This window comes from Ruminococcus sp. OM06-36AC (genome assembly GCF_003438725.1).
GTDB classification, from domain to species: domain Bacteria; phylum Bacillota; class Clostridia; order Oscillospirales; family Ruminococcaceae; genus Ruminococcus_C; species Ruminococcus_C callidus.
The window spans coordinates 383,658-408,495 of the sequence record NZ_QSTT01000001.1 but is presented as its reverse complement, the minus strand read 5'-3'; the positions used below and the strand labels follow the sequence as shown (position 1 = coordinate 408,495).

The 24,838-nt window shown below is 53.5% G+C and carries 21 protein-coding genes; 11 read left to right on the top strand and 10 right to left on the bottom strand.

The window, feature by feature from the left end; genetic code table 11:
- Positions 1-99: 99 nt before the first annotated feature.
- Together dnaK and dnaJ are read left to right on the top strand one after the other, a co-directional pair.
- Positions 100-1,968 (top strand): molecular chaperone DnaK, encoded by a 1,869-nt coding sequence (gene dnaK / locus DXB92_RS01790; RefSeq protein WP_021680496.1) that lies wholly within the window; start codon positions 100-102, stop codon positions 1,966-1,968.
- 375 nt (positions 1,969-2,343) lie between these two features.
- On the top strand, positions 2,344-3,507 hold the full coding sequence (dnaJ, locus tag DXB92_RS01785; protein ID WP_040646395.1) for a molecular chaperone DnaJ: 1,164 nt from the start codon (positions 2,344-2,346) through the stop codon (positions 3,505-3,507).
- A gap of 103 nt (positions 3,508-3,610) precedes the next feature.
- Here the strand turns inward: dnaJ and DXB92_RS01780 are convergent, their stop codons facing one another.
- Positions 3,611-3,928 carry a hypothetical protein gene (locus tag DXB92_RS01780; protein WP_040646397.1) on the bottom strand — a complete coding sequence of 106 codons (318 nt, stop codon included), beginning with the start codon at positions 3,926-3,928 and terminating at the stop codon, positions 3,611-3,613.
- 411 nt (positions 3,929-4,339) lie between these two features.
- Entirely contained in the window at positions 4,340-5,146 is an 807-nt protein-coding gene (locus DXB92_RS01775) for a class I SAM-dependent methyltransferase (protein WP_117732057.1), read from the bottom strand.
- A gap of 147 nt (positions 5,147-5,293) precedes the next feature.
- On the opposite strand from DXB92_RS01775, the gene DXB92_RS01770 reads away from it, so the two are divergent.
- The 7 genes from DXB92_RS01770 to DXB92_RS01740 all read left to right on the top strand — a co-directional run bounded on the left by DXB92_RS01770 (position 5,294) and on the right by DXB92_RS01740 (position 13,650).
- On the top strand, positions 5,294-5,842 hold the full coding sequence (locus tag DXB92_RS01770) for a sigma-70 family RNA polymerase sigma factor (RefSeq protein ID WP_117732055.1): 549 nt from the start codon (positions 5,294-5,296) through the stop codon (positions 5,840-5,842).
- A complete protein-coding gene (locus tag DXB92_RS01765; RefSeq protein WP_117732053.1) occupies positions 5,820-7,106 on the top strand; it encodes a DUF4179 domain-containing protein in 1,287 nt (428 codons plus the stop codon). Before DXB92_RS01770 ends, DXB92_RS01765 begins: the two co-directional genes overlap by 23 nt.
- 263 nt (positions 7,107-7,369) lie before the next feature.
- Positions 7,370-7,957, top strand: coding sequence for an HD domain-containing protein (locus tag DXB92_RS01760; RefSeq protein ID WP_021683292.1), 588 nt, complete (start codon positions 7,370-7,372; stop codon positions 7,955-7,957).
- A 151-nt stretch (positions 7,958-8,108) separates the two neighbouring features.
- A complete protein-coding gene (locus DXB92_RS01755) occupies positions 8,109-9,701 on the top strand; it encodes a DUF1653 domain-containing protein (protein WP_117732051.1) in 1,593 nt (530 codons plus the stop codon).
- 90 nt (positions 9,702-9,791) lie between these two features.
- Positions 9,792-10,448, top strand: a complete 657-nt coding sequence (locus DXB92_RS01750; protein WP_181976847.1) for an HAD family phosphatase — start codon at positions 9,792-9,794, stop codon at positions 10,446-10,448.
- 18 nt (positions 10,449-10,466) lie between these two features.
- Entirely contained in the window at positions 10,467-11,297 is an 831-nt protein-coding gene (rsmI, locus tag DXB92_RS01745; RefSeq protein WP_117732047.1) for a 16S rRNA (cytidine(1402)-2'-O)-methyltransferase, read from the top strand.
- Between the two features lie 319 nt (positions 11,298-11,616).
- Complete coding sequence (locus DXB92_RS01740) at positions 11,617-13,650, top strand: lectin like domain-containing protein (protein WP_181976846.1); 2,034 nt, start codon at positions 11,617-11,619, stop codon at positions 13,648-13,650.
- Between the two features lie 87 nt (positions 13,651-13,737).
- Here the strand turns inward: DXB92_RS01740 and DXB92_RS01735 are convergent, their stop codons facing one another.
- From DXB92_RS01735 to DXB92_RS01705, 7 genes are all read right to left on the bottom strand, one after another.
- Complete coding sequence (locus tag DXB92_RS01735; protein ID WP_147330001.1) at positions 13,738-14,004, bottom strand: hypothetical protein; 267 nt, start codon at positions 14,002-14,004, stop codon at positions 13,738-13,740.
- A 114-nt stretch (positions 14,005-14,118) separates the two neighbouring features.
- Positions 14,119-16,221, bottom strand: a complete 2,103-nt coding sequence (feoB, locus tag DXB92_RS01730; RefSeq protein ID WP_117732041.1) for a ferrous iron transport protein B — start codon at positions 16,219-16,221, stop codon at positions 14,119-14,121.
- 140 nt (positions 16,222-16,361) lie between these two features.
- Positions 16,362-17,738 carry an MATE family efflux transporter gene (locus tag DXB92_RS01725; protein WP_117732039.1) on the bottom strand — a complete coding sequence of 459 codons (1,377 nt, stop codon included), beginning with the start codon at positions 17,736-17,738 and terminating at the stop codon, positions 16,362-16,364.
- A 399-nt stretch (positions 17,739-18,137) separates the two neighbouring features.
- Positions 18,138-18,863 carry a methyltransferase gene (locus DXB92_RS01720; protein ID WP_242986584.1) on the bottom strand — a complete coding sequence of 242 codons (726 nt, stop codon included), beginning with the start codon at positions 18,861-18,863 and terminating at the stop codon, positions 18,138-18,140.
- A 114-nt stretch (positions 18,864-18,977) separates the two neighbouring features.
- Complete coding sequence (locus DXB92_RS01715) at positions 18,978-19,496, bottom strand: transposase (RefSeq protein WP_117732037.1); 519 nt, start codon at positions 19,494-19,496, stop codon at positions 18,978-18,980.
- Complete coding sequence (locus DXB92_RS01710; protein WP_181976845.1) at positions 19,493-20,404, bottom strand: C39 family peptidase; 912 nt, start codon at positions 20,402-20,404, stop codon at positions 19,493-19,495. The genes DXB92_RS01715 and DXB92_RS01710 overlap by 4 nt, the downstream gene beginning before the upstream one ends.
- Positions 20,405-20,646: 242 nt before the next feature.
- Positions 20,647-21,870, bottom strand: a complete 1,224-nt coding sequence (locus tag DXB92_RS01705) for a nucleotidyltransferase family protein (RefSeq protein ID WP_117732034.1) — start codon at positions 21,868-21,870, stop codon at positions 20,647-20,649.
- A 258-nt stretch (positions 21,871-22,128) separates the two neighbouring features.
- On the opposite strand from DXB92_RS01705, the gene DXB92_RS01700 reads away from it, so the two are divergent.
- Both DXB92_RS01700 and DXB92_RS01695 read left to right on the top strand, forming a co-directional pair.
- Positions 22,129-23,322, top strand: a complete 1,194-nt coding sequence (locus DXB92_RS01700) for an acetate kinase (protein WP_021683275.1) — start codon at positions 22,129-22,131, stop codon at positions 23,320-23,322.
- 89 nt (positions 23,323-23,411) lie between these two features.
- Positions 23,412-23,816 carry a cytidine deaminase gene (locus DXB92_RS01695; protein ID WP_242986583.1) on the top strand — a complete coding sequence of 135 codons (405 nt, stop codon included), beginning with the start codon at positions 23,412-23,414 and terminating at the stop codon, positions 23,814-23,816.
- Positions 23,817-23,944: 128 nt separating this feature from the next.
- Here the strand turns inward: DXB92_RS01695 and DXB92_RS01690 are convergent, their stop codons facing one another.
- The gene (locus DXB92_RS01690) at positions 23,945-24,169 is read right to left on the bottom strand and encodes a DUF896 domain-containing protein (RefSeq protein WP_117732032.1); all 225 of its coding nucleotides are present in this window, start codon (positions 24,167-24,169) and stop codon (positions 23,945-23,947) included.
- Positions 24,170-24,838 lie beyond the last annotated feature (669 nt).

Below are 24,838 nucleotides of genomic sequence, written 5' to 3'. Positions count from 1 at the left end.
ACTTCTATCCGCAAGGGTAGTTTAAATATATTTATTCAATGAGAAAATCTGCCCGTTTTTCCGCAGGGGAAACGGAGATACAGAAAGGAAGAATTTACTATGGGAAAGATTATTGGTATTGACTTGGGTACAACAAACTCCTGCGTTGCCGTTATGGAAGGCGGTAATGCAGTCGTAATCCCCAACGCAGAAGGTGCGAGAACTACGCCGTCTGTTGTCGGCTTCTCCAAGAATGGTGAGCGTCTGGTAGGTCAGACCGCAAAGCGTCAGGCAATTGCAAATCCGGAGCGTACCATTTCCTCCATCAAGCGTCACATGGGTTCTGACTACAAGGTTGACATTGACGGCAAGAAGTACACCCCGCAGGAAATTTCCGCAATGATCCTCCAGAAGCTGAAGACCGATGCAGAAGCATATCTGGGTCAGCCGGTAACCGAAGCAGTTATCACTGTTCCGGCATACTTCACCGACTCTCAGCGTCAGGCAACCAAGGACGCCGGACAGATCGCAGGTCTGACTGTAAAGCGTATCATCAACGAGCCGACTGCTGCTGCACTTTCTTATGGTATCGATAAGGAAGACGACCAGAGAGTTATGGTATACGACCTCGGCGGCGGTACATTCGATGTTTCCATTATCGAAATGGGCGACGGCGTACAGCAGGTTCTGGCTACCGCAGGTAATAACCGTCTGGGCGGCGATGACTTCGACCAGAGAATCATCAACTGGATGGTAGAAGAATTCAAGAAGACTGAGGGCATTGACCTCTCCAACGATAAGATGGCAGTACAGCGTCTGAAAGATGCCGCAGAAAAGGCAAAGATCGAGCTGTCCTCCACCACCACCACCAACATCAACATTCCGTTCATCACCGCTGATGCAACCGGTGCAAAGCACCTGGATATGAACTTGACAGTTGCAAAGTTCAACGAACTGACCAAGGACTTGGTAGACGCTACCATGGGACCGGTACAGCAGGCTCTGTCTGACAGCGGTCTGTCCCCGTCTGACCTGAACAAGATCCTGATGGTCGGCGGTTCTTCCAGAATTCCGGCAGTACAGGAAGCTGTTCGCCAGAAGCTGGGCAAGGAACCGTTCAAGGGCATCAATCCGGACGAATGCGTTGCTCTGGGTGCTGCATATCAGGGCGGTGTCCTCGGCGGCGATGTCAAGGACGGTCTGCTGCTGCTGGACGTTACACCGTTGTCTTTGGGTCTGGAAACCATGGGCGGTGTCTGCACCAAGATCATTGAGAGAAACACCACCATTCCGACCAAGAAGAGCCAGATCTTCTCCACTGCGGCAGACAACCAGTCCGCAGTAGATATTGTTGTCCTGCAGGGTGAACGTGAGTTCGCAAAGGACAACAAGCAGCTGGGCACCTTCCGTCTGGACGGCATCGCACCGGCTCCGAGAGGGGTACCGCAGATCGAAGTAACATTCGACATCGACCAGAACGGTATCGTACACGTGACTGCAAAGGATCTGGGCACCGGCAAGGAACAGGACATCAAGATTACTGCTTCCACCAACATGTCCAAGGAGGACATCGACAAGGCTGTCAAGGAAGCAGAGCAGTATGCAGAAGACGACAAGAAGCGTCGTGAAGAAGTAGATACCAAGAACAACGCAGAGAGCCTGTGCTTCCAGTGCGAGAACGCTCTGAAGGAATTCGGCGACAAGGTTCCGGCAGACGAAAAGTCCGCAATCGAGAGCAAGATCGCAGACCTGAGAAGTGCACTGGGCGGAAATGATGCCGCAGCGATCAAGGCAAAGTCCGACGACCTGCAGCAGGCATTCTACGCACTGTCCTCCAAGGTATACAAGCAGAACGGCGGTCAGCCGGGTGCTGATCCGAACATGGGCGGTTCCGCAGGCTTCAACAGTGCTGACCCGAATATGGGCGGCAACCCGAACGGCGGTTCCGGTGATGACGGCGTTGTTGACGCAGACTTCAAGGAAGTTTAAGAATGAAACGCAGCGGCATGAAATATGACGTACCGCTGTGAATAGAACGGCGGTGACGGGGCAGGTTTCGGCTTGTCCCGACATCGTCGTATATGGGGACTCCCCGCACGGTGTGCCGCCGCAAGCGGACACAGCGTAACATAATAGGGCAATACCGCACAAAGAGCGTCTGGCGACTTTGCACGCCATCTGCTTGCAAATTTCCCGTCATATTTCACAAAAATGCTCGTGAATACATCAAGTATTCACTCCGCTTTTTGTTTCATCTGACGAGAAATTTGACGACGCATCTGTCGCACAATCTTTGTGCGGTATTGCCATAGAGGAACAGCCGGATTCCGATCGGGTCTGTTCAAGGGAAAGGAGCCAGCAGACATGGCAGAAAAACGGGATTATTACGAGGTGCTGGGGCTGCAAAAGGGTGCTTCCGAGGACGAGATCAAAAAAGCGTTCAAGACCATGGCACGGAAATATCACCCTGACCTGCATCCGGACGATAAAGAAGCAGCAGAAAAATTCAAGGAAGTCAATGAAGCGTACGAAGTGCTGTCTGACTCCCAGAAACGTGCACGGTACGACCAGTTCGGTCATGCCGGCGTAGACCCGAATTACGGCGGCGGAGCCGGTGCAGGAGCCGGCGGCTTCGGTGGATTTGGCGGTTTCAGTGATGTCAGCGACATTTTCGAAAGTTTCTTCGGCGGCTTCGGCGGCGGTTCCAGAAGCACTGCGTCCAGTGCCAATGCACCGCGGCGTGGCGGCGATGTAAACAGCAACGTGACGATCGACTTCATGGAAGCCTGCAAGGGTGTCAAGAAGAAGATGCGGATCACTCACATGGTGAAGTGCGACCAGTGTAATGGTACTGGTGCAGATGCCAACACCACGACCAGCACTTGTACCGAGTGCCACGGCCGTGGTTCCGTGCAGGTCAACCAGCGGACACCGTTCGGCACCGTATCTTCCACAAGAGTTTGCTCCCGCTGCGGCGGTAAGGGCAAGATCGTCACCAATCCGTGCAGCAAGTGCCGCGGCAGCGGACGCTGCCGGACTACCAGTGATATTGAGCTGAAGATTCCGGCTGGTATCGATAACGGACAGGTGCTGCGTGTCGGCGGACAGGGTGATGCCGGACTGAACGGCGGTCCCAGCGGCGACCTGAATGTTTCTGTAAATGTACGTCCGCACGATCTGTTTACCCGCAGAGGCGTGGACATCTACTGTGAGATCCCGATCACCTACGCACAGGCAGTGCTGGGCGATAAGGTGACCGTGCCTACCATTAAGGGCAAGGTGGAATATGACATTCCGGAGGGCACACAGAGCGGCACCAAGTTCCGTCTACGCGGCGAGGGTGTCAAGTATCTGGGCAGAGAATCCTATGGTGACCAGTATGTCACCGTAGTGGTAGAAGTGCCGAGAAAGCTGACACGCCAGCAGAAGGAACTGCTGCAAAAGTTTGACGACAGTCTGGAAGAAAAAAATCAGGCGAAGCGGCAGAGTTTCTTTGAAAAGCTGAAGCGTCGCTTTGAACAGCAGTAATTGCAGAGTATTGCCCTGAAAATGCATGAAAAGAGCCTCATTTCCGCAGCTTTTGCAGAAATGAGGCTCTTGTTTTGTCCGGAGCATGTGCACACGCTCTGGGTTAGCGGCTGCTGTCGTCCGTGGAATCTGTCTTGGAATCGTCGTCGTTCATCAGGTCGCCGGCAGCGTCCCCTGCATCCTTGACGGCGTCGCCCGCTGCATCGCCGGCATCACGTACCGCATCGCCTGCATCGGTGACAATATCCCGCACGCCGTCCTCTACATCGCTCATCACGCCGCCGTCTTCGCGGCTGGTATCTGTGGCAGAAGTGCTTGTGGAATCACCGGCGGAACTGTCATTCTTACTGCCGCAGCCGGTGAATGCACTGCCGATCAGGAGCATTGCCATAGGCAGTGCCAGAAATCGATAGTTTTTCATGGATCTCACCTCGTTTTTGAAAGTCGCGAAGAAGAAATGCATTCCATTTTGCAGGAATGTGCTCCAATGCCTCGCAGAATTAGGATTTCCCACATTCCGCAAAATATTCTCTTTCCACATTTCCACGGCTGTAAAATCTGCGGAATTCCGCGAATTTTACAGAATCGACAGGATCTTTCACCGGTATTTCCCCAACTTTTCAACACAGTTTTCCACAACACAGGGGAAAACCAGTTACAAACTGGTTACGATCCGGCGAGTTTTGCACAGGGTGTTGGTGCCGGATCCCCGTAAATTGTGCAATGTTTGTCATAAATTCGAAAGGACACACGAAAAACCACGGTTTTTGTTTTCCACAAGTTGTTGAAAGTGCTGTGGAAAACGTGGGAGAAGTGTGGAAATAGTATTGCCTTAATCCTTTTGAAAGATCAGAATTTTCTCTGCCATGTTCTTCACCACCGGCAGCCATGAGATCAGCCGGTAGGCGGGGTACAGCTTCGCCATGCCGCGGAGGATATTGTCGTCTTTCACGCTGTGGAATCCTTGGGCAAGGTCCTGCATCTCGGAGAACCGGTTCACACCCCATGTAAAAATTGCACCGGTGCCCTGTACCGATTTTTCAATGGACTGCTTCCGCACCCAGAACGGCGAGGTGGTTTCCATCATCACATAGGCGTTGTCGAAGTTGTCGTGAATGATGCGGAGCATCTGTGCCACTTCTGCCGGCTGGAGGTACATGGACAGTCCCTCAATGACGAACAGCATGGTGCCGCGTTGGGTGATGTCCTCGTGCCATGTGGGATCCAGTACGGACTTGCCCACCGTGGAGATGCGTCCCTGTTCCTGAAAGATCTGGTCGCGGACGCGAATGGTTTCCGGCAGGTCGAGGTTGTACCATGTGCACTTTCCGGTGTCCATGCGGTACACTCTGGTGTCCAGCCCGCAGGCAATGTTCACCACCGTTGCATCGGGGTGCTTCTGCAAAAATGCCTGTACCAGTTCGTCGAATACAATGGTTCTGGCAATCGTGCCGCTGCCCATGGCAACGTCCCTGGAAGCCTTGGAAAAATCGTAGTCCAGCCGTTCCGCCAGCTCCACCGCCTTGGCATCATAAAAGACATGCTTCGGGGATCGGGAGTACTGGGCTCTTGCATAAAAAGTCAGCAGCATGGTTTCTGCCACGCCGTTCAGTTCCGGTTTGATCTTTGTATTTGTCATGCTCTTGCTCCTTTTCTGAGTTAGTATAGGCTTACTGTAGATAGTATAGCATATTTTAGAGAAAAATGCAAAGGGTCTTGTATCTGTCACATTTTCCGGACTGCTGCGTTATATCAAGTAGGACGTCCAAAACAGGAGGTGAAATTTATGCAGTCTGCGAAAGAAAAATTGCATAAACTCTATCGGCTTTATGAAAAGCCTATGTACCATATCGCCTATGCGGTGCTGCACCATACCCAGCAGACCGAGGACGCGGTTTCCGAGGCATTTTGCAAAGTGATCCGTCATCTGGATCAGATCGACGAACCGGAAAGCCCGCGTACCAGACAGTATATGATACAGATCATTCGCAATACTGCAATCAGCCAGTACCGAAAGAATGCGAAAGAAGCAGATCGTCGTACTGCATGGGACGAACGAATCTTGCAGGTTCCTGACGAAACGCCCACCAGTGCCGCAGAGCAGCAAGAAGAACAGGAATATCAGCAGGCAATTCTGGCAGAAATGCTGGAAGTTCTTAGTGAAACCGACCGGCAGATCGTGTTGCTGCGTTGTCAGCAGGAACTTCCCTTTCGGGAGATTGCCCAACGGTGCGGCATTAAGGAAACAGCAGCACGTAAGCGTTTTGAACGTGCCAGAAAAGCCATGATGCAGCAGAAAGGAGTGACTTCTTATGAGCAGCTATTTTCCTTATAATGAAGACGAATGGGAAAAAATTGTAGAACAAGCGTTTGCAGCGGACGCGGCCGAACCGCAGTTTTCCAAGGCATACCAGAGAAGAAAACACAGAATGGAGCGAAAAATGATGCGAACCAGATGTTCTGCAAAAAAGAAAGTCGGCACTTTTCTCGCTGTGGCAGCTGCCGGCGTGCTGAGCATTGCAATCGCTGTTCCGGCAGTGGCTTCGTCCGATGCTGTTAAGGGGATCTATGCCTTTTTCAGCAATGAAAAATATTACACAAAAAGTCCCATAGAGAAAAACGATCTGACTTCCTATGCGGAAAAAACAGACGAAATGCAAAAAACGAAAGACGGTACGATTCGCATGGAAAACATCTACTGCGACGGCAGCCACCTGAGTGTAACGCTAAGATTAACGAATTTGCCAGAAGCATTGCAGAACAGTACCGGAATTGAATCGGAGTTTACCGGCACACTGAATGGACAAAAGCTGTCATTTATCGGAAGTACCGGTACATATACTATGAGTACAAAAACCGGTGGGCTGGCAACGCTTTCTGAACAGGCAGAGGGTGCATACTATGACAAGGAAAATACCAGCATTGCCGGATTTGTGAAGTCTGGCGATGCGGAATATAGTATCGTGCTTTCGGCGGAATGCAGTGAGATATTTCAGGGGAACACTACAGCAAGCCTGCCGTTGCAGCTTTCGTTTTCGTTCTTACAGGGAATAGATGCAACTAGTTGGTCATGGTTTGAAACCGGCGTATCCGCCAAGGGTGATACGGCATATAGCTGTGAACCGAGATCTCTGGGTGTTATTCCTGTGGATATTACTCTGACTGCGGAGATACAGGCGGATACCAGCCGAACGGACATCTATCCAGTTACCGAAACAAAAGACGGATATACGCTGGAATCTGTGACTGTTTCTCCGTTTAGCACAGAGATCCGTTTTTCTGAGGATACTGTATTTGATGACTACGATGTGATGTATGTCACGGATCAGAACGGTAACTCTTATGATATGATAGACGCGAATATTGATACAGACATTTCCTTTCAGAATTCTGTATGGGAAGCAGCATTGACTGATGCTACGGAACTGACCATTCGTATTGTTCCGGACGGAAAAAACAACTTGGACGCAGCAGGTACAGTTTTTACTGTTCCCATTGACAAAGGTTATCGGACACAAACGATCAATGACTTTGATCTGGCAGAGAACTATACGCAGTATATCCCGCCAATGCCTGATGAAGAATCTGCTTCCCAGTGATTTCTACCGCACAGAGTTTACTTTCATCTCTTGAAAAACAATCTGTGTACGTCAGATATAAAACAGACTTTGACATTTCCCATGGCAGATGCTTTTTCCGTCTGTCAGTTCATCCCTTTTGAAAAAAGCCGCAGGTTTTTTCTCCGCCTGCGGCTTTTTCATGATTTAGAAATCGTTTTAACGGAAGTTTTTCGCGGAACGCTTGCCAATTTCTTGAATGTGTGGTATAATATACAACAGAGTATAGAAAGGCGGGAAATGCCGTGACGAAACGAGAAGAATTTATTGCCGTTTATCAGGAAAATATCCAGCGGCGGGGAGCAGACCGGCTGCTGGAATGGCTGGACTCTGATGCCAGCGATTTCTTTACTGCCCCCTCCAGCACCCGATTTCACGGGGCATATGAGGGCGGGCTGGTGGAACACAGTCTGAATGTGTACGAGTGCCTGAAAGACTATCTGAATCGTCCCCGCACCAAGGAACTGTACGGCATGGACTATACACCGGAAACCATTGCCGTGACGGCACTGCTCCACGACATCTGCAAGGTTGGCTTTTATGCCGTGGACTATCGCAACGCCAAGAATGAACAGGGCGTGTGGGAAAAGGTGCCCTACTATACCGTGCGGGACACTCTGCCCTATGGGCACGGGGAAAAATCCGTGTACATGATTCAAAGCTTTATGCGGCTGACCCGTGACGAAGCTTTTGCCATTCGCTATCACATGGGCTTTTCCGGCAACGAGGACAAGAACAGCGTGGGCAGAGCACTGGAAATGTTCCCGCTGGCTCTGGCAGTCAACGTGGCGGATATGGAAGCAACGTATTATCTGGAAGGCTCTGTGAAGTGATAGGGCAACACCGCACAAAGCTTGCACGCAGATTGCGTGCAAAGCCGTCAGGCGGGCTGGTGTTGCCATAGGAGCCTGAACAGGCTTTAAAGAACTCCAACAGGGAAATTGCCCTGTTTGTGATAGACAATAGGAGTAGGAGGAAATAAAAATGAATTGGTACGAAAACGCAGTGATGTATCACATCTATCCCTTGGGCTTCTGCGGAGCACCGAAGTGCAACGAGGGCGGCGAACCGGTGAACCGGCTGGAAAAGGTGCTGGACTGGATCCCGCATCTGAAAGAACTGGGTGTTGATGCCGTTTACTTCGGACCGGTATTCGAATCTGTGGAACACGGCTATGACACCACCGATTACCGTGTGATCGACCGCCGGCTGGGCACCAACGAAATGTTTGCCCACATCTGCGATGAACTGCACAAGAACGGCATTCGCGTGATTCTGGACGGCGTGTTCAACCACGTGGGACGGAACTTCTGGGCGTTCAAGGACGTACAGGAAAAGGGACAGGCTTCGGAGTACTGCGACTGGTTTGCCGGTCTGAACTTCGGCGGTCAGAGCCCCTGCGGGGACAACTTCTGGTACGAGGGCTGGAACGGCTACTATAATCTGGTCAAGCTGAATCTGCGGAACTGGCACGTATGCGATTACCTCATCGATGCCGTGGGCATGTGGATGGATCAGTTCCATATCGACGGTATCCGCTTTGATGCCGCAGACTGTGTGGACTTCGACTTCTTCCGCCGGATCCACAACTTCTGCAAGGAACGCAATCCGGAATTCTGGCTCATGGGCGAGATCATTCACGGCGACTATAAGCGTTGGGCAAATCCGGAAATGCTGGACAGCGTGACCAACTATGAGTGCTATAAGGGCATCTATTCTTCCCACAACGACAAGAACTATTTCGAGATCAACTACAGCATCAACCGCCAGTTCGGCAACGGCGGCATCTATCAGGGCGTGGCTCTGTACAACTTTGTGGACAACCACGATGTCAACCGTCTGGCAAGCACCCTGTGCGACCAGCGGTATCTGCCCCTGTGCTATACGCTGATGTACTGCATGCCGGGCATTCCGTCGATATACTACGGCAGTGAATACGGTGTCATGGGCAGACACGAGAACAATTCCGATGATGGTCTGCGGCCTTGTCTGGATCTGGACGACCTGAATCGCAGCGGCAATCTGGATTTGTACCGGCATCTGGTAAAGCTGGGCAGAATCTACCACGCATATCCGGCACTGCGTACCGGCTCCTACTACACTGTGGAAGTCCGGAACCGTCAGCTGCTGTTCGCCAAGGAGCAGGATGGCAGAACTGTTTACGTGGCACTGAATCTGGAGGACTGCCCCAGCGAATTCCGCTTCGGCACCCACGTGCCCTCGCTGGTCGATGTCATCAGCGGTCAGCCGGTGCAGGTAGAAAACGGCGGTGCATGGATCCGCATGGCACCGTTCTCCTCGATGATTCTGGTCGAGGACGATATTGTCAACCAGACTGAACCGGAAGCAGCAGCAGTTGCCGTACCGGAGCCTACGGTTCTGGAAGCCGGTGCAAAGTACCGCGATGTACTGGACGGCTCTGTCTGCGAACTGCTCCAGACCTCCGTCCGCCACGCAGAAACACAGGAAGAACTGGTAGTTTACCGCAAGGAGCAGGACGGCAGCGTCTGGGCAATGCCGAAGTCGATCTTTACCGGCACGGCACACGATAACCAGCCGCGGTTCGAAAAGCTGTAATCGGGAAACAAACCTCAGGCAATACCGTGCAAAGCCGTCATGCAGGCTCTGTGCGGTGTTGTCTTTCCCACGAAAGGAAATCGCAACACCATGGAACACAACACCCTACAGGGCGTCATTTTTGATCTGGACGGCACGCTGCTGGATTCCGGCAGCATGTGGCGGCAGGTGGACAAGAAGATCATGGACTACTACGGCAAAGAAATGCCGGACGACCTGTCCGAAACGGTACAGCGAATGTCCATTGAAGAATTCTCCCGCTATTTCGTGGAGGAGTTCCACTTGCCGGTCACGCCGGAACAGTTTGCACAGCAGGTGGCAGACACCGTTGCACAGGAGTATCGGGAACTGCTGCCGCTGAAACCCCATGTCATAGAACTTCTGGACTGGCTGGACAGCCAGCAGATCGTCTATGGCGTTGCCACGGCGACTTACGGCGAACTGGCAGAGGCGGCACTGAAACGGCTTCATGTATGGGAACGGCTGGCATTTCTGCTCACCGAGCAGGAGGCTGGTGCTCCCAAGACCCAGCCCCGTATCTTTCAGCTGGCGGCACAGAAGCTGCATCTGGGCAGACGGCAGATCGCCGTGGCAGAGGATTCTCTCCACGCTCTGCAATGTGCCAGGGCTGCCGGATTTTTCACCGTGGGGGTGTATGATGCAGCCAATCCGGCGGCATGGCAGCAGATCTGTGCGACGGCAACGGTGCATGTGCACGATATTCTGGAAATGAAGCAGTTTTTCTAAGGCAAAAGGAGTTTCAACATGAGTGGTACACTATACATCATCGGCACGCCCATCGGCAATCTGGAGGACATCACCATGCGGCAGCTGCGGCTGCTGGGCGAGGTGGACTTTCTGGCGGCGGAGGATACCCGTGTCACCCGCAAGCTGCTCTCCCACTATGATATTCACACACTCATTGTCAGCTACCACGAACACAGCGGGCTGACGGTGGCACAGAGCATTGCCGACCGGATCCTCGCAGGGGAATCCTGCGGCGTGGTCACAGATGCAGGCATGCCCTGTATTTCCGACCCTGGTGAGCCGCTGGTGCAGCTTTGTCATCAGCTGGGTGTGCCTATGGAAGTGGTCCCCGGACCGTCGGCAGCCATTGCGGCACTGGCGATCTCCGGACAGCATACCTCACGGTTTGCCTTTGAGGGGTTCCTCTCCGTGAACCGGAACCAGCGGGCGGCACATCTGGAACAACTGCGGGACGAACAGCGAACCATGATTTTCTACGAGGCTCCCCATAAGCTTTGCCGGACACTGGCAGATATGGCGGCAGTGTTCGGCGGGGACAGAAGCCTGTCCCTCTGTCGGGAACTGACGAAGATTCACGAGGAAGTGCAGCTGACCACCTTTGCACAAGCCATTGCCTATTATGAAAACACGCCGCCCCGCGGGGAATACGTGCTGGTCGTTGCCGGTGCGGTGCCCCAGAAGGCGGAGAGCATCACGCTGGAAGAAGCTGTGGAGCAGGTACGCCGCTGTGTGGCAGATGGGCAGAAGCTGACACAGGCATGCAAAACCGTTGCCGCAGAAACCGGCTACCGGAAAAGTGAACTGTACGATGCCGTGCAGGAATCATAAGATCAAACGGAAAAATAACGCCGGAGCGAATCTCAAAGGAAACGATCCGGCGTTTTTGTTTGGGCAATACCGCACAAAGAGTGTCTGGCGACTTTGCACGTCATCTGCTTGCAAATTTTCCGTCATATTTCACAAAAATGCTCGTGAATACATCAAGTATTCACTCCGCTTTTTGTTTCATCTGACGAAAAATTTGACGACGCATCTGCCGCACAATCTTTGTGCGGTATTGCCTTTGACATCTCTGGCGGAATGTGCTATAATTGATAATATCGTATACAAAATTTCGTACACATTGCCGGAATGGCAGGAGGAATATATGAGGAAAAAATGGACGTACTGGCGGCGTGCTGTGATTTCGCTGCTGTGTGTCATCAGCTGTTTGCCGTGGGGACAGTTACCTGCGGCGGCGGAGCCGGACATGCCGGAGGTTCTGGAAGAAACGTGGAAACAGAACGACGGGCTGCTGGTGCCGGCGAATGAGCCGGCACAGACGGACACACCGGAGGTCACAGACGACGAGGCGGAGGAAAGCCTGCGTGGAGCCGGCTCGCTGCCGTCTTCCTATAGCCTGCTGGACGTGGACGGCAGCAGTTATGTCACTTCTGTCAAAGATCAGGGCTCCACAGGTCTTTGCTGGGCGTATGCGGCACTGGGTGCCTGTGAGTCCAACATCATGAAACAGGGGCTGGACATTCCGGAATCGTGGAAAGACAGCAGCGGCGAACTGAACTTTTCCGAAGCGGCACTGGGCTGGTATCCCTTTACCAATCATTTGCTGGTAGGCGACCTCACCAGCGGCGACTATATCACCATGGACAACAAGGGCATCAGCGGCGGCAATCCCACCATTGCGGGCTATGGACTGGCGGCAGGCATCGGCCCTCAGTTGGAACAGTTCGCCTCCATGGACGACTGGTCACAGGGCTATTCCGAGTACCAGCGGTATAACGCCTACTACCGCATGCAGAGCTCCGACCTCTTGCAGCAGGTGGACACCGCGGGGCGGACTGTTATCAAGCAGTGGCTCATGGAAAGCGGTGCCGTCAGTGCATCGTTCTATTCCAAGGGCATATTTTTTGACAACGGGGACTCCATTGCCTATTACCAGAAACGGCACGGCACCGGAGATGCCGACCATGCGGTTCTGCTGGTGGGCTGGGACGATAACTATTCCAGAGAGAATTTCCAAAAAAGCTGTCAGCCCAAGTCGGACGGGGCGTGGCTGGTGCGGAACAGCTGGGGGGCAGATGATGTTGGCGGCGGCTACTTCTGGCTGTCCTATGAGGAAGCTTCTCTCTGCGAAGCGGCACGGTTTCAGATGACGCAGGACAGCACGCCCGTTGCACGCTATCAGTACGACGGCAGTGTTTCCTATGCCAACGTAAACTTTTCCGCAGCAGCCAATGTGTTCACTGCGGAAAAGTCCGGCAGGCTGACGGAAGTCATGTTTCCCATGACATCGAACAATTCTCAGGGCGGGTGGTATACCATTTCGGTGTACCGGCTGAAAAATAACGCCCAGTCCCCTGTAGACGGCACAAAGCTTTGCAGCAAACAGGGCACAGTGCAGTACGGCGGCTATAAGAACATTTCACTGGCAGCACAAAATGTGATGCTGCAAAAGGGCGACCGGTTTTCGGTTGTGCTGGAACTGCGAAAGGAAAAGGGCAGCAGGGAAAAACTCTGGCTTTCGTTTGAGTCCAACTCCATGGAAACGCTGGAACGCCACTGCTCGATCCAGTCGGGGCAGACGTTTATTTGCAGCGGCGACACATGGATCGATATGGTTGACGTGAAGCAGTGGCAAAACAGCAGCGGCAAAAAGCCCTATTCCAATCTGGGCAACGCTGCAATGAAAGCAATTGTGCAGGAACAGGACACCGCGGTCAACTGGGCACAGTGGAATGCCGCCATGTCTTACGGCGAGCCTGCCGCCGATGCAGATCCGCTGTATCAGGCAGCCTATGCCGAAGCGGCAGCCCTGCCGGAAGATGCCACGCAGGCAGAGGTGGACAATGCCGCCGCCAATCTCTTTGCCGGACTGGAACGGGAAGGGCTGATACAGTATTCTCAGTATATCTACGCCAAGGAAACTGCAGAGCCTTTGTTTTTGCTGGGTGATGTAGACGGGAACGGCAGTGTAGATGCCACCGATGTGTTTCAGTCCCTGCTGGCACAGGCACAAGATGCCGTGGGCTATGCTTCCGGTTTGTCCATGTCGCAGGCGGCAGCGGCAGACTGCGACGGCAACAGTAAGATCGATGCCACAGATGCATTCTATCTGATGCTGTACTGTGCGTATCGGGGAGCCGGCATTCCCAAAAGCTGGGACGAAATTTTAAGTACATAAGGCAGTAGCATGCCATAAAAAACAGGACAGCGATTCCGCAGGGAAAAGCTGTCCTGTTTTCTGTTTTATAACATCAAATTTCAGAAGTTATCTGCCGCAGCCGCAGCCACAGTCGTCATCGTCGTCGCCCTGCTGGTTCCGGCAGTTCTGGGCAGACTGGTTCTGCTTCTGCTGTGCCTGCTGGTTCTGGCGATTCTGGCTCTGCTGCTGCTGACGGTTCTGGCTCTGATTCTGCTTGGACATGGTGTTCTCCGTTTCTCCGCACACAGGACTGCTCTGATGGTTCTCCGTGTGCGGCAGAAGAACCGGCAGCCGGCGGCAGAAATTTGCCGCGTTGAATAGGCAATGCGGCACAAAGCCCGCCTGACGGCTTTGCATGAAATCTGACTACGCATCTTCCGTACAAGCTTTATGCCGCGTTGCCTATAGTGTATCCGGAATCCGCGGAGATATACAGTTGTATTTGATTTACAAAATTTTACAAATATAAGCCAGAAGTACTGCCGTCCAGTGCACTATGCCGCACAGCAGAATTCCCACAGCGGTGGGGATCCCCCACGCCGCCAGTGTCCACTTCCAGCTGCCGGTTTCCTTGTGAATGGTCAGGAGGGTTGTGGAACAGGGAAAATGAAACAGCAAAAACAGCAGCATGCACAGGGCGGTGGCAGCCGTCCAGTCGTTTGCCGTCAGGATCTCGTGAATGCGGCTCAAGTCGGTGATCTCGGCGAGGGCGTTTCCGGCGGTGTAGCCCATGCAGATAATGGGCAGGACAATTTCATTTGCGGGAAATCCCAGCAGGAACCCCAGCAGAATTACGCCGTCCAGTCCGATAAATTGTGCCGGTGTGTCCAGAAGTGCCGCACAGTGTGCAAAAATGGAGCCGCCGCCAATATGGCAGTTGGTGAAGCACCAGATCACGGCTCCCGCCGGTGCCGCCGCCAGACAGGCTCTGCCCAGTACAAAAATCGTCCGGTCCAGCAGCGAACGCACCAGCACCTTGCCGAACTGGGGCTTGCGGTACGGCGGCAGTTCCAGCGTAAAGGAGGACGGCACACCCCGCAGAATGGTATGCGACAGCAGACGGGACACGGCGAATGTGACAAAAACGCCCAGCAGGATCAGCCCCAGCAGCAACAGGGCAGAACTGGCAGAACGGCACAGCCCGCTGCCGGCGGCGAAAAACAGGGAAATACAGGTGATCATGGTGGGGAATCTGCCGTTGCAGGGGATAAAGTTGTTGGTGAGAATGGCGATCAGCCGTTCCCGCGGGGAGTCGATAATGCGGCAGCCGGTCACGCCGGCGGCGTTGCAGCCGAAGCCCATGCACATGGTCAGTCCCTGTTTGCCGCAGGCACAGGCACGCTGAAATGGTTTATCCAGATGAAACGCCACACGGGGCAGATAGCCAAAATCCTCCAGCAGCGTGAACAGGGGAAAGAAAATCGCCATAGGCGGCAGCATGACTGCAATGACACAGGTCAGTACGTTGTAGATGCCGTCGATCAGCAGACCGTGCAGCCAGTGGGGCGTATGTATGGTTTCCAGCAGCAGAGAGAGCCAGCCCTGCAAATGGGAAAAGCCGGCGGAGAGCCATGCCGAGGGATAATTTGCCCCCACAATGGTGAGCCAGAGCACCAGCCCCAGCAACAGCAGCATCACCGGAATGCCCCACTTCCCCGCCAGAATCCGGTCAAGGCGGCGGTCGGCGGCATCGGTCTGTTCCGGCTGGTGTACAGTCTGGGCGGCGAGGGCTTCGCTGTGTCGGACAATGGCGGCGATCATGGCATCGGCACAGACTTCGGGGGAGTACTGCTTCCACGTCTGTTCCAGTGCATCGGACAGTGCGGGGATTTCCAAGGAAATATTCCCGTGGGCGGCAATTTTTTCGTGCAGTTCCGGCTCCGGTTCCAACAGCCGTCGGGCAGTCCATTCCCGCTGAAGTCCGCAGAGGTTTTCCGGCAGTTCGTTCTGGATCTGTTCCAATGGCTGTTCCAGCTGTTCCGGAACGGGACAGGGCAGCGGCTGCGGTGCCGGCTGGTGCAGGAGGTCGAACAGTCGCTGTTGGAATTCCGGCAGTCCGGTGCCGCTGCGGGCAGCCATGCCCACCACAGGAATGCCCAGCAGCTGTTCCAGTTGCGGCAGGTCAATGGCGATCTGCCGCTTTTCAGCTTCGTCCAGCAGGTTGACACAGAGCAGGGTGCGGGGGCAGGTTTCCAGCACCTGCATGACCAGCAGCAGCCCCCGTTCCAGACAGGTGGCATCACAGACCACTACCGCGGCATCCGGCTCTGCAAAGCAGAGAAAATCCCGTGCCACGATCTCCTCGGCACTGCGGGCACGGAGCGAGTATGTGCCGGGGAGATCTGCCAGCAGGAGCGATTCCCCGTTCCAGGTGACTGTCCCCACGGCACTGGCAACGGTTTTTCCCGCCCAGTTTCCGGTGTGCTGGTGCATGCCGGTGAGGGCGTTGAACACGGTGGATTTTCCCACATTGGGCATGCCTACAAGGGCGACGACAGGGAGTTCCGTTTGAGATAATTCCGGCGGCAGTCCGGCAGATGATGTGCACATATGGCAATTCGTCCTTTCTGTGTGGGGTGCGGGAAACACGGTGCTGCTTTCTCAATTTTTGCCATTCTATGCAGAAAGAACAGAAAAAAGACCGCCTTTGGAAAAGACGGTCTTGGGGTGTTGTTTCCTGAAAATGCCGGTTACTGCATCTCCTCTACCAGATTGCTGATCCATACACCCTTTTGAATCAGGATATACCCGATCACCACCTTGAGAATATCCGCCGCCTGTACAATGGCATAAATGCCTAGGATCGGCAGCGAGGTGAAGTGACACATCAGCAGGGCAGCGGGAATCGGGATCACCCATGTAAAGACGCTGTCAAACAAAAAGGTGATCATCGTTTTTCCGCCGGAACGCAGGGTGAAGTACAGGGCGTTCAGGAAGCCCTGTATCGGGAAGAACACCGCGGTAATGGTGATAAACCAGCGGCCGTAGTTCCGTACCTCTGCGGTGGTGTCATATGCCTTGGGGAACACGCCGGAAACGGAGATCAGGATCGCCGCCAGCAGCAGACAGACTGCACCGGTGAACCACATCAGGCTGAACGAATCCTTCTTGGCTTTCTCGTATTCCGAAGCCCCCAGCGTCTGCCCGATGAGAATCCCCACCGCAGAACCCAGTGCCACGAATACCACGTTCAGCAGGTTGCAGATGGCGTTGGAGATGTTCAGTCCGGCAACCACTTCCAGCCCGCGGGTAGAGTAGCACTGTGTCAGGGCAGCCAGACCGGCAGACCAGAGCAGTTCGTTGCAGAAAATGGGCATGCCCTTGCGGAGTACCTTTCCCGCCAGTTCCTTGGGAACGCGGAGTGTGCGGTAGATGCCTTTCAGGAACACGTGCTTGTTCCGGCAGAGGTGTGCCCAGATGATGACGATGCTCATTTCGGTGACACGTGCCAGCACGGTGGCAATAGCTGCTCCGCGAACGCCCAGCTTAGGCATGCCGCAGTTGCCGTAAATGAGCAGGTAGTTCAGTACGATGTCCACGACTACCGAAGCCACGCCGCCCACCATGGGCTTGACGCTGCTGCCGGTTTCCCGCAGGCTGGTGGCATAGACCTGTGTCACCACAAAGAACGGCAGCCCCAGCAGCATGATGTGCAGGTACTGCTTGGCATAGGTCATGGTGAGGGCGGAGTCCACGGTGGCACTTTCTCCGTGGAGGTATAGCCCGATCAAAGACTCGTCCCTCAGCAGAAAGACCAGCAGTCCGCAGATAAGACATGCCAGACTGAGCCAGAGCTTGATGCGGAACGTGCTCTGAAAACCGTGCATGTTCCGCTGTCCGTAATATTGTGCCCCGTAGATGCCGGGACCGGCAAGGGCACCGAAAATGGCGAGGTTGAATACGAAGATCAGCTGACCGGCAATGGAAACGGCAGTCATCGCTTCCGTGCCCTGACTGCCGACCATGATGTTGTCCACCAGACTGACCATGTTGGTGATGCCGTTCTGGATCATCATCGGCACCGCCAGCATCAATGCCCGCTTGTAGATCGGATTGTGTTTTCTCATGGGGATAGTTCCTCCTGTGATGTCAAAAAAGTAATTGTCTTAGGGCAATACCGCACAAAGAGCGTCTGGCGACTTTGCACGCCATCTGCTTGCAAATTTCCCGTCATATTTCACAAAAATGCTCGTGAATACATCAAGTATTCACTCCGCTTTTTGTTTCATCTGACGAAAAATTTGACGACGCATCTGTCGCACAATCTTTGTGCGGTATTGCCTTAGAGCCAGTTTCATATCTCAGGAAACACTGCACGCAGATTGCGTGCAGTGTTTCCCTTATTATAGCAAAAATAAACAGCGGGTTTCTAATACAATTTCTATGTGTTCTGATACGATTTCTAGGGAAACACCGCACAAGCTTTGTGCGGTACAAGCAACAATTTAACCGTTACGCAGTGCAGATCATACCGGCATTATCTTTTCGAGTCGTGTTGTCACGCCGCTGCCGTCCCCGACGATTCGCAGAGGCAGCACATTCAGAAACGGCTTTCCGCCGCTTCTGCCCTCCAGCAGAAACAGCCAGGGCTGGGCATCGGCATCCTTTGCCACGAATTGCAGCCGCTTCGGTTCAATGCCGTTTTGCCGCATGGCATCGATGCAGTCTGCCAGCCGTTCCGGACGGTTGCAGATGCACAGCCGCCCGCCGAATTTCAGCAGCCGCTTTGCCGAACGGCAGATGTCATAGATGTTGCACAAAATCTCGTGCCGTGCAATTTTCTGTGCCGTCAGCTGGCTTTCAATGCCTGCCTGATATGCCTTGTACGGCGGATTGCAGGTGACCAGATCCAGCTGTCCCGCCGGAGCATCTTCCCACAGATTCTTCAGGTCGGCACAGACAGGGTGCAGGACAGACTGTACGGCTGTGCTTTCGGCAATGCCCAGACACATCTGCCGGATCGCCTCCGGCTGAATGTCCACGCCGTAGATCTCCTGCGGGGGAGCCTGCCGCTGCATCAGCATGGGGATAATGCCGCAGCCGGTGCCGAAGTCGCAGACGCGGTCTTTTTGCCGATAACCGGAAAATTCCGTCAGCAGCACCGCATCTGTGCCGAACCGGTGCAGCGAACTGGTGCAGACCGTCAAGCCGTCTGCAATGGCTTCATAAGAGAGTGCGGGCATATACGCCATAGGGCATACCTCCTGTTGCGAGATTGGTTTTGTTTGGGGATTTGGATTTGCAGGGTGATTTTTGAGGTGGTACTGCGGGGCGATGTGGGCATCGCCCCCTACAGCTGCCGGAAATCAGTACATTCCGTAGAAATGATCTTTGCCTTCCAGCCAAAGAAGCGGATTGTTTTCGATGTAATCCCAAACCTGTTCATATTCCTTGTCGTTCCGAAGAATGCGGTCATAAAAAGAACGCTGCCAGATAGAAAATCCTATTTGTTTCGTGACAAGGATTTTAAAAGATCGAATGTCCTGTGAGATCGTTGTTGAGGATTTTGTAGGGGGCGATGCCCACATCGCCCCGCGGGGTTCCTTTTCAGGAATGTCCCACTTTAACAAAATCATGTGGATATGGTCAGGCATGATGACATACTTATCAATTCCCGCAATCCGTTTGAGATAGAACTCGGTTATTTTGCCATAGGCAGAAAGGCTTACTTGAGGTGATTCCAAATCATTTTCCAACACAATATTTCCCAATAGTGGTGTTCGGTCTTTTACACAAATTGTGATGAAATAAGCCCCAAATTCCGCATAATCAAACCCCTTTAATCGGTTTGGCTTTCGGCTTGGCATATTTTTTGGATTCTTCATTGCACAAACATTTCCGTCGTTTCCGTTTCCGTTTCTGTCCCCGTCAGGCTCTCCGGCTTCCGGAGCACCACTGCCTGCTGATAGACCAGCTGGTAGCGGTTCTCGAACTTGTCCATGTCGTACTGGATTTTGCCCTCCAGCGGGTCGCAGACGGTAACCGTATTGGCGTTCAGGTCGTAGCCACAGAGCAGGACACAGTGCTCGTTGATGAGGAATACCGCATCTTCTCCCTTGGGTGTTGTCCAGTAGTAGCGTTCTTCCACGCGGCTGGTGAGGTTGATCGTCACCCACGTGATGACCGGATTGCCGTTGGCCACCTCCCACAGCAGCGTCTTCAGGGAACAGCCTGTGAGATTCTGTGCCACCTCGCCGTTGCCCTGTTCGTCAAGGTATTTCTGTGCGGTTTCCACGATTACCGGTGCATAACAGCCCCACGCGTTGGCATCGTGGGGCGAGCCGATAAAGGCTTCCCCGAATGTTGCCTGATAGGGCTCGGCACGGGTGAGATACTGGTCTGCCATGGTGAGCTTGTCCACGGGGTAGCCCAGATAGTTCAGTGCTGCCGTCAGTGTGGTCACTTCGCAGCCGGTAGGCAGTTCCGGATTTTGCAGGACCGGCTGTGCGTCCAGTTCCACCTGCGAAGCCGTCAGCACTGCCGGCTCGGTGGGAACGGTGAGTTCTGTCTGTACCGGAATGGTGCCCTGATACAGCACGCCGATCTCCTCGGTAGTAGTCGTTTCTGTCATTGCCGTGCTTTGCAGTACGGCGGTGGTTTCTTTTGTAGGAACGTTTCTGCTGCTGTCTGACCGGAAAAAGAGCAGGTAGACTGCTGCCGCGATCAGTGCCAGAAGCAGAAGCAATGCGGTTCTCCTCCGCCGTCCCAACTGCTTTTTGGATACTTTTGCCATAATATAATACTTCTTCCCTTGTGTTCCTCTTGGGCAATACCGCACAAAGAGCGTCTGGCGACTTTGCACGCCATCTGCTTGCAAATTTCCCGTCATATTTCACAAAAATGCTCGTGAATACATCAAGTATTCACTCCGCTTTTTGTTTCATCTGACGAAAAATTTGACGACGCATCTGTCGCACAATCTTTGTGCGGTATTGCCCTTGAACACACGTAAAAATGTTTGGGCAGCATCTGCCCTTACTTCTCCTCCTCCGCGTGGTGAGAACCGCCGGAGGTGACGATCTTTCGCCGGAAATCGGATTCTCCCTGTCCGATGACCGGTCGTGCCAGCTGGTAGATGTCGGTTGCCTGTGATTCCAGTGCCGCACAGCGTCCTGCCTCCGGACTGGTGTGAGCCAGTTCCGCCAGCGAGTGGGAAAAGGGCAGCAGCCGCTTGTTCTTGGAATCCCGCAGGATCTCCCGTCCGGTGTCGTTGAACGCCAGAATCCGACCGTATGCCGGATAATTCTGGATGTCTGCCGTGCGGATGTCCAGCAGAATGTGCAGCAGGATCCGCCGCAGCCGTGCCATGGGATAGCGTTTGGTGCGGATCGCCTGTAACAGTTCTTCCAGCGAAGCGGAACGCTTTGCCTTGTACAGACGGTGCTCCAGTCCCTGTCCGATCTCGGCAATGTCGTGGAGATCGTCTGCATCGGTGGTACGCAGTTTGTACAGAATGAGCCGTTCCAGATATTCCATAGAGGCGATGTGTCCGTTCTGTTTTGCTTCCCGCAGGGCATGCCATGCATAAGAGGGCATCATTCGCCGGCAGTCGCCGCCCTCCGCAAAAAACTGCCGGATATAGGTGGCACTGGCGGTGCCGTCCGGTGCCGGCTGACTGCTGTTGTGTCCGGCTCCTTTGCGGGGAATGGTCATGGGCTGCAGGGGACTGTCCATTTCTTCAATGGCGTTGAGGTAGGCAATGGCAAGGGTGTTGTTGGGGCTGCGGAGCACGGCAGCTGTTTCTTCCCCGTAGAGCTGCCCGACCATCTGGGAGAGCACCTCCGGATAGGAATAGCCGGAACGGAGAAAATCGTCCATGACATCGGCGTAGTCTGTCTTGCAGACCTGACACGCCTGTGCTGCCTGTGAGAGCAGGTGAATGTCCCCGCACTCGCTGCCGAAAGAGATCTCCTGCACATTCCCCAGAGCCGTCAGAAGTGCCACGCCGCCTATGGCGAAGTTCTCCGCCGGAGCCAGAGCATAGGGCACCGGCAGTTCCAGCACCAGATCGACACCGCCCTCAATGGCAAGACGGGCACGGGTGAACTTGTCCAGCAGGGCAGCATCACCACGCTGGACGAAGTTGCCGCTCATGACGGCAACGATCCCCTCTGCACCGCCGCGGCGAACCTGTTCCAGATGATACAGGTGTCCGTTGTGCAGGGGATTGTATTCACAGATAATTCCACTGATTTTCATGTATGAACCTCCCGAAAAGCTGTAGAAAATGAGAAAATTGCATGATTGGTCGGGGAATTTGCGGAAACCCCTTGCAATTTTTGCAAAAAAGCTTATAATAATATATGGGACACTCCTGGTGTCCGAAAAATGATGTCAGCGGCAGAGGTCTGCTTCGGGGACATATCGGAAAAGCAAGCAGGTACTGCCGCCGGCAGAGTTTGCTTTTCCGATGTGTTCCGACAGGTGCCGCAAAAATGAAAAAGGAGAAATTTTCCTATGATTATTCTTGTTGTCAATGCAGGAAGCTCGTCACTGAAGTATCAGCTCATCAATATGGAAGATGAGTCTGTCATCGCAAAGGGCAACTGCGACCGTATCGGTATCGATGGTCACCTGAGCCACAAGACCGCTTCCGGCGTAAAGGTGGAAAAGGACTGCGATTTCCCGACACATGCAGAAGCATTTTCCTGTCTGGTAGACGCACTGACTACCGGCGAGGGTGCTGTGATCTCCAGCATGGACGAAATTTCGGCAGTTGGTCACCGTGTAGTACAGGGTGCAGAAGTGTTCACCAAGACCACTCTGGTTACCGATGAGATCATCGAAAAGATCGACGAACTCCGCGAACTGGCTCCGGTACATAACCACGGTCATGCACTGGCTCTGTGGGCTTGCCGCAAGATCCTGCCGAACGTGCCGCAGGTCGTTGTTTTTGACACCGCATTCCACCAGACCATTCCGCAGAAGGCATTCATGTATGGCTTTCCGTATGAGGATTACGAGCAGTTCCATGTTCGTAAGTATGGCTTCCACGGCACTTCTCATCGCTTTGTCACTGCCAAGCTGGCAGAAATTATGGGCAAGGACCTGAAGGATCTGAAGGTGGTTTCCTGTCATCTGGGCAATGGTTCTTCCATTACCGCAGTACAGGACGGCAAGTCTGTAGATACCACCATGGGCTTCACACCGCTGGACGGCGTACTGATGGGTACTCGCTGTGGTGCCGTTGACCCGTCTGCTGTTACCTATGTTGCAGGCAAGCACGGCTTCGGCGTTTCCGAAATGGACACCTACATGAACAAGAAGTCCGGTATGCTGGGTATTTCCGGTAAGTCCTCTGACTTCCGCGACATCACCGCAGCAGCAGAAGCAGGCGACAAGCGTGCAACACTGGCAAAGGATATGCTGGTATACGACATCAAGAAGGACATCGGTGCCTATGCCGCAGCTATGAACGGTCTGGACGCTGTGATCTTCACCGGCGGTATCGGCGAAAATGCACCGAATTGCCGTGAGGAAGTCTGCGAGAACATGGAATATCTGGGCATCAAGATCGACAAGGCTGCCAACGATTTCAAGGGCGAGCTGAAGAAGATCTCCACACCGGATTCCAAGGTAGAAGTCTGGGTAATCCCGACAAACGAGGAGCTGCTGATCGCTCGCGACACACTGGCAATGATCCAGAAGTAAGCCGTTTATCAGTTGCTTTCAATTTTTCAAATACTGGAAAGCGAAGTCTTTTCGAAGGCTTCGCTTTTGTTATACCGGAGGGAAAATCAATGTCAGATATGAGCACTTTTGATAATGCCGAACTGTTGCAGCAGGCTCTGTCTGCCCGCAGAAACGCCTATGCTCCCTATTCCCATTTTCAGGTGGGAGCTGTGCTGGTTACTGCGGAGGGACAGTGCTTTTCCGGCTGTAATATCGAAAACGCGTCCTATTCGCTGACGGTGTGTGCCGAACGCAGTGCGATTTTCGGGGCAGTTTCTGCCGGATTCCGACAGTTCCGGAAAATCGCCATTGTAGGCGGCATGACGGAAGAAAATGCCCGCACCCAGTCCTGTCCGCCCTGCGGAGCCTGTTTACAGGTGCTGGCGGAATTCTGTCCGCCGGAATTTCCCGTGGTGCTGGCAGACAGGGAATACCAGCTGCGGGAATTTTTGCCCCGTCAGTTTCGGCTGTAACTCTAGGGTAACACCGCACAAAGCCCGCCTGACGGTGTTGCCCTAGGCAACACTGCATAAAGTCCGCCTGACAGCTTTGCACGCAATCTGCAAGCATCTTACGCACAAGCTTTATGTAGGTACTTCCTTTATTTTTTAGACTTGTCCTTGTCTGCGTCTGCCGGTCGGTAGGAAGAACCGTCCGGACGAATGACAACGGTGTTGTCCAGCTGTCCTTTCAGATTTCCGATGACGGAACGGCGGTACTCCAGCCGGAGAGCGTTCTGCTCCTCCTGTTCGGCAGGAGTCAGCCCTTCTTCTGTGCGGGATTTTTTCGCCAGTTCGTTGATGCGTGCGATTTTCTTGTCGTCCATATGTGATGCCTCCTTAGAGAAAACATTTTCCTTGTATTCTTACAATTTAAGGCAATACCGCACAAAGATTGTGCGACAGATGCGTCGTCAAATTTTTCGTCAGATGAAACAAAAAGCGGAGTGAATACTGGATGTATTCATGAGCATTTTTGTGAAATATGAGAGTCTGTTTCGTATCTGACGTATGCAGATTGCGTCGTCAGATTTTTTGAGAGATGAAGGGGAAAACGGAGAAAATCCTTTGTGGATTTTCGAGTATTTTCCCGAAATATCTCGAAAAATATGCACGCAAGATGCGTGCGGGAAGATACGAAACAGGCTCTGAAGGGAAATTTGCAAGCAGATGGCGTGCAAAGTCGCCAGACGCTATTTGTGCGGTATTGCCTTAATAGTATAGCACAGAACGGCAGGAAGTGCAAGAGGGTGCTGTACTTTTTTGTCGTTTTGCTGCGGTAAGCGGGTGAAAATGCGGGGCGTGTGGCGAACGGGCAGGGAGTTCCTCCGTGAAGTGCACTTTCTGGGGCAGCCATGTCGAAACCGTCCGGCGGAATTCGCTCGTACCTCGCTGTCCGCCTGGGGCTTGCCAACGCCGGTTGTTGCCCTTGCCTGTAGTTGTGACGTTGTTTTTCTAAGGTGCTGCTTGTGCAGGTGGTCAACTTTATTTTGTGC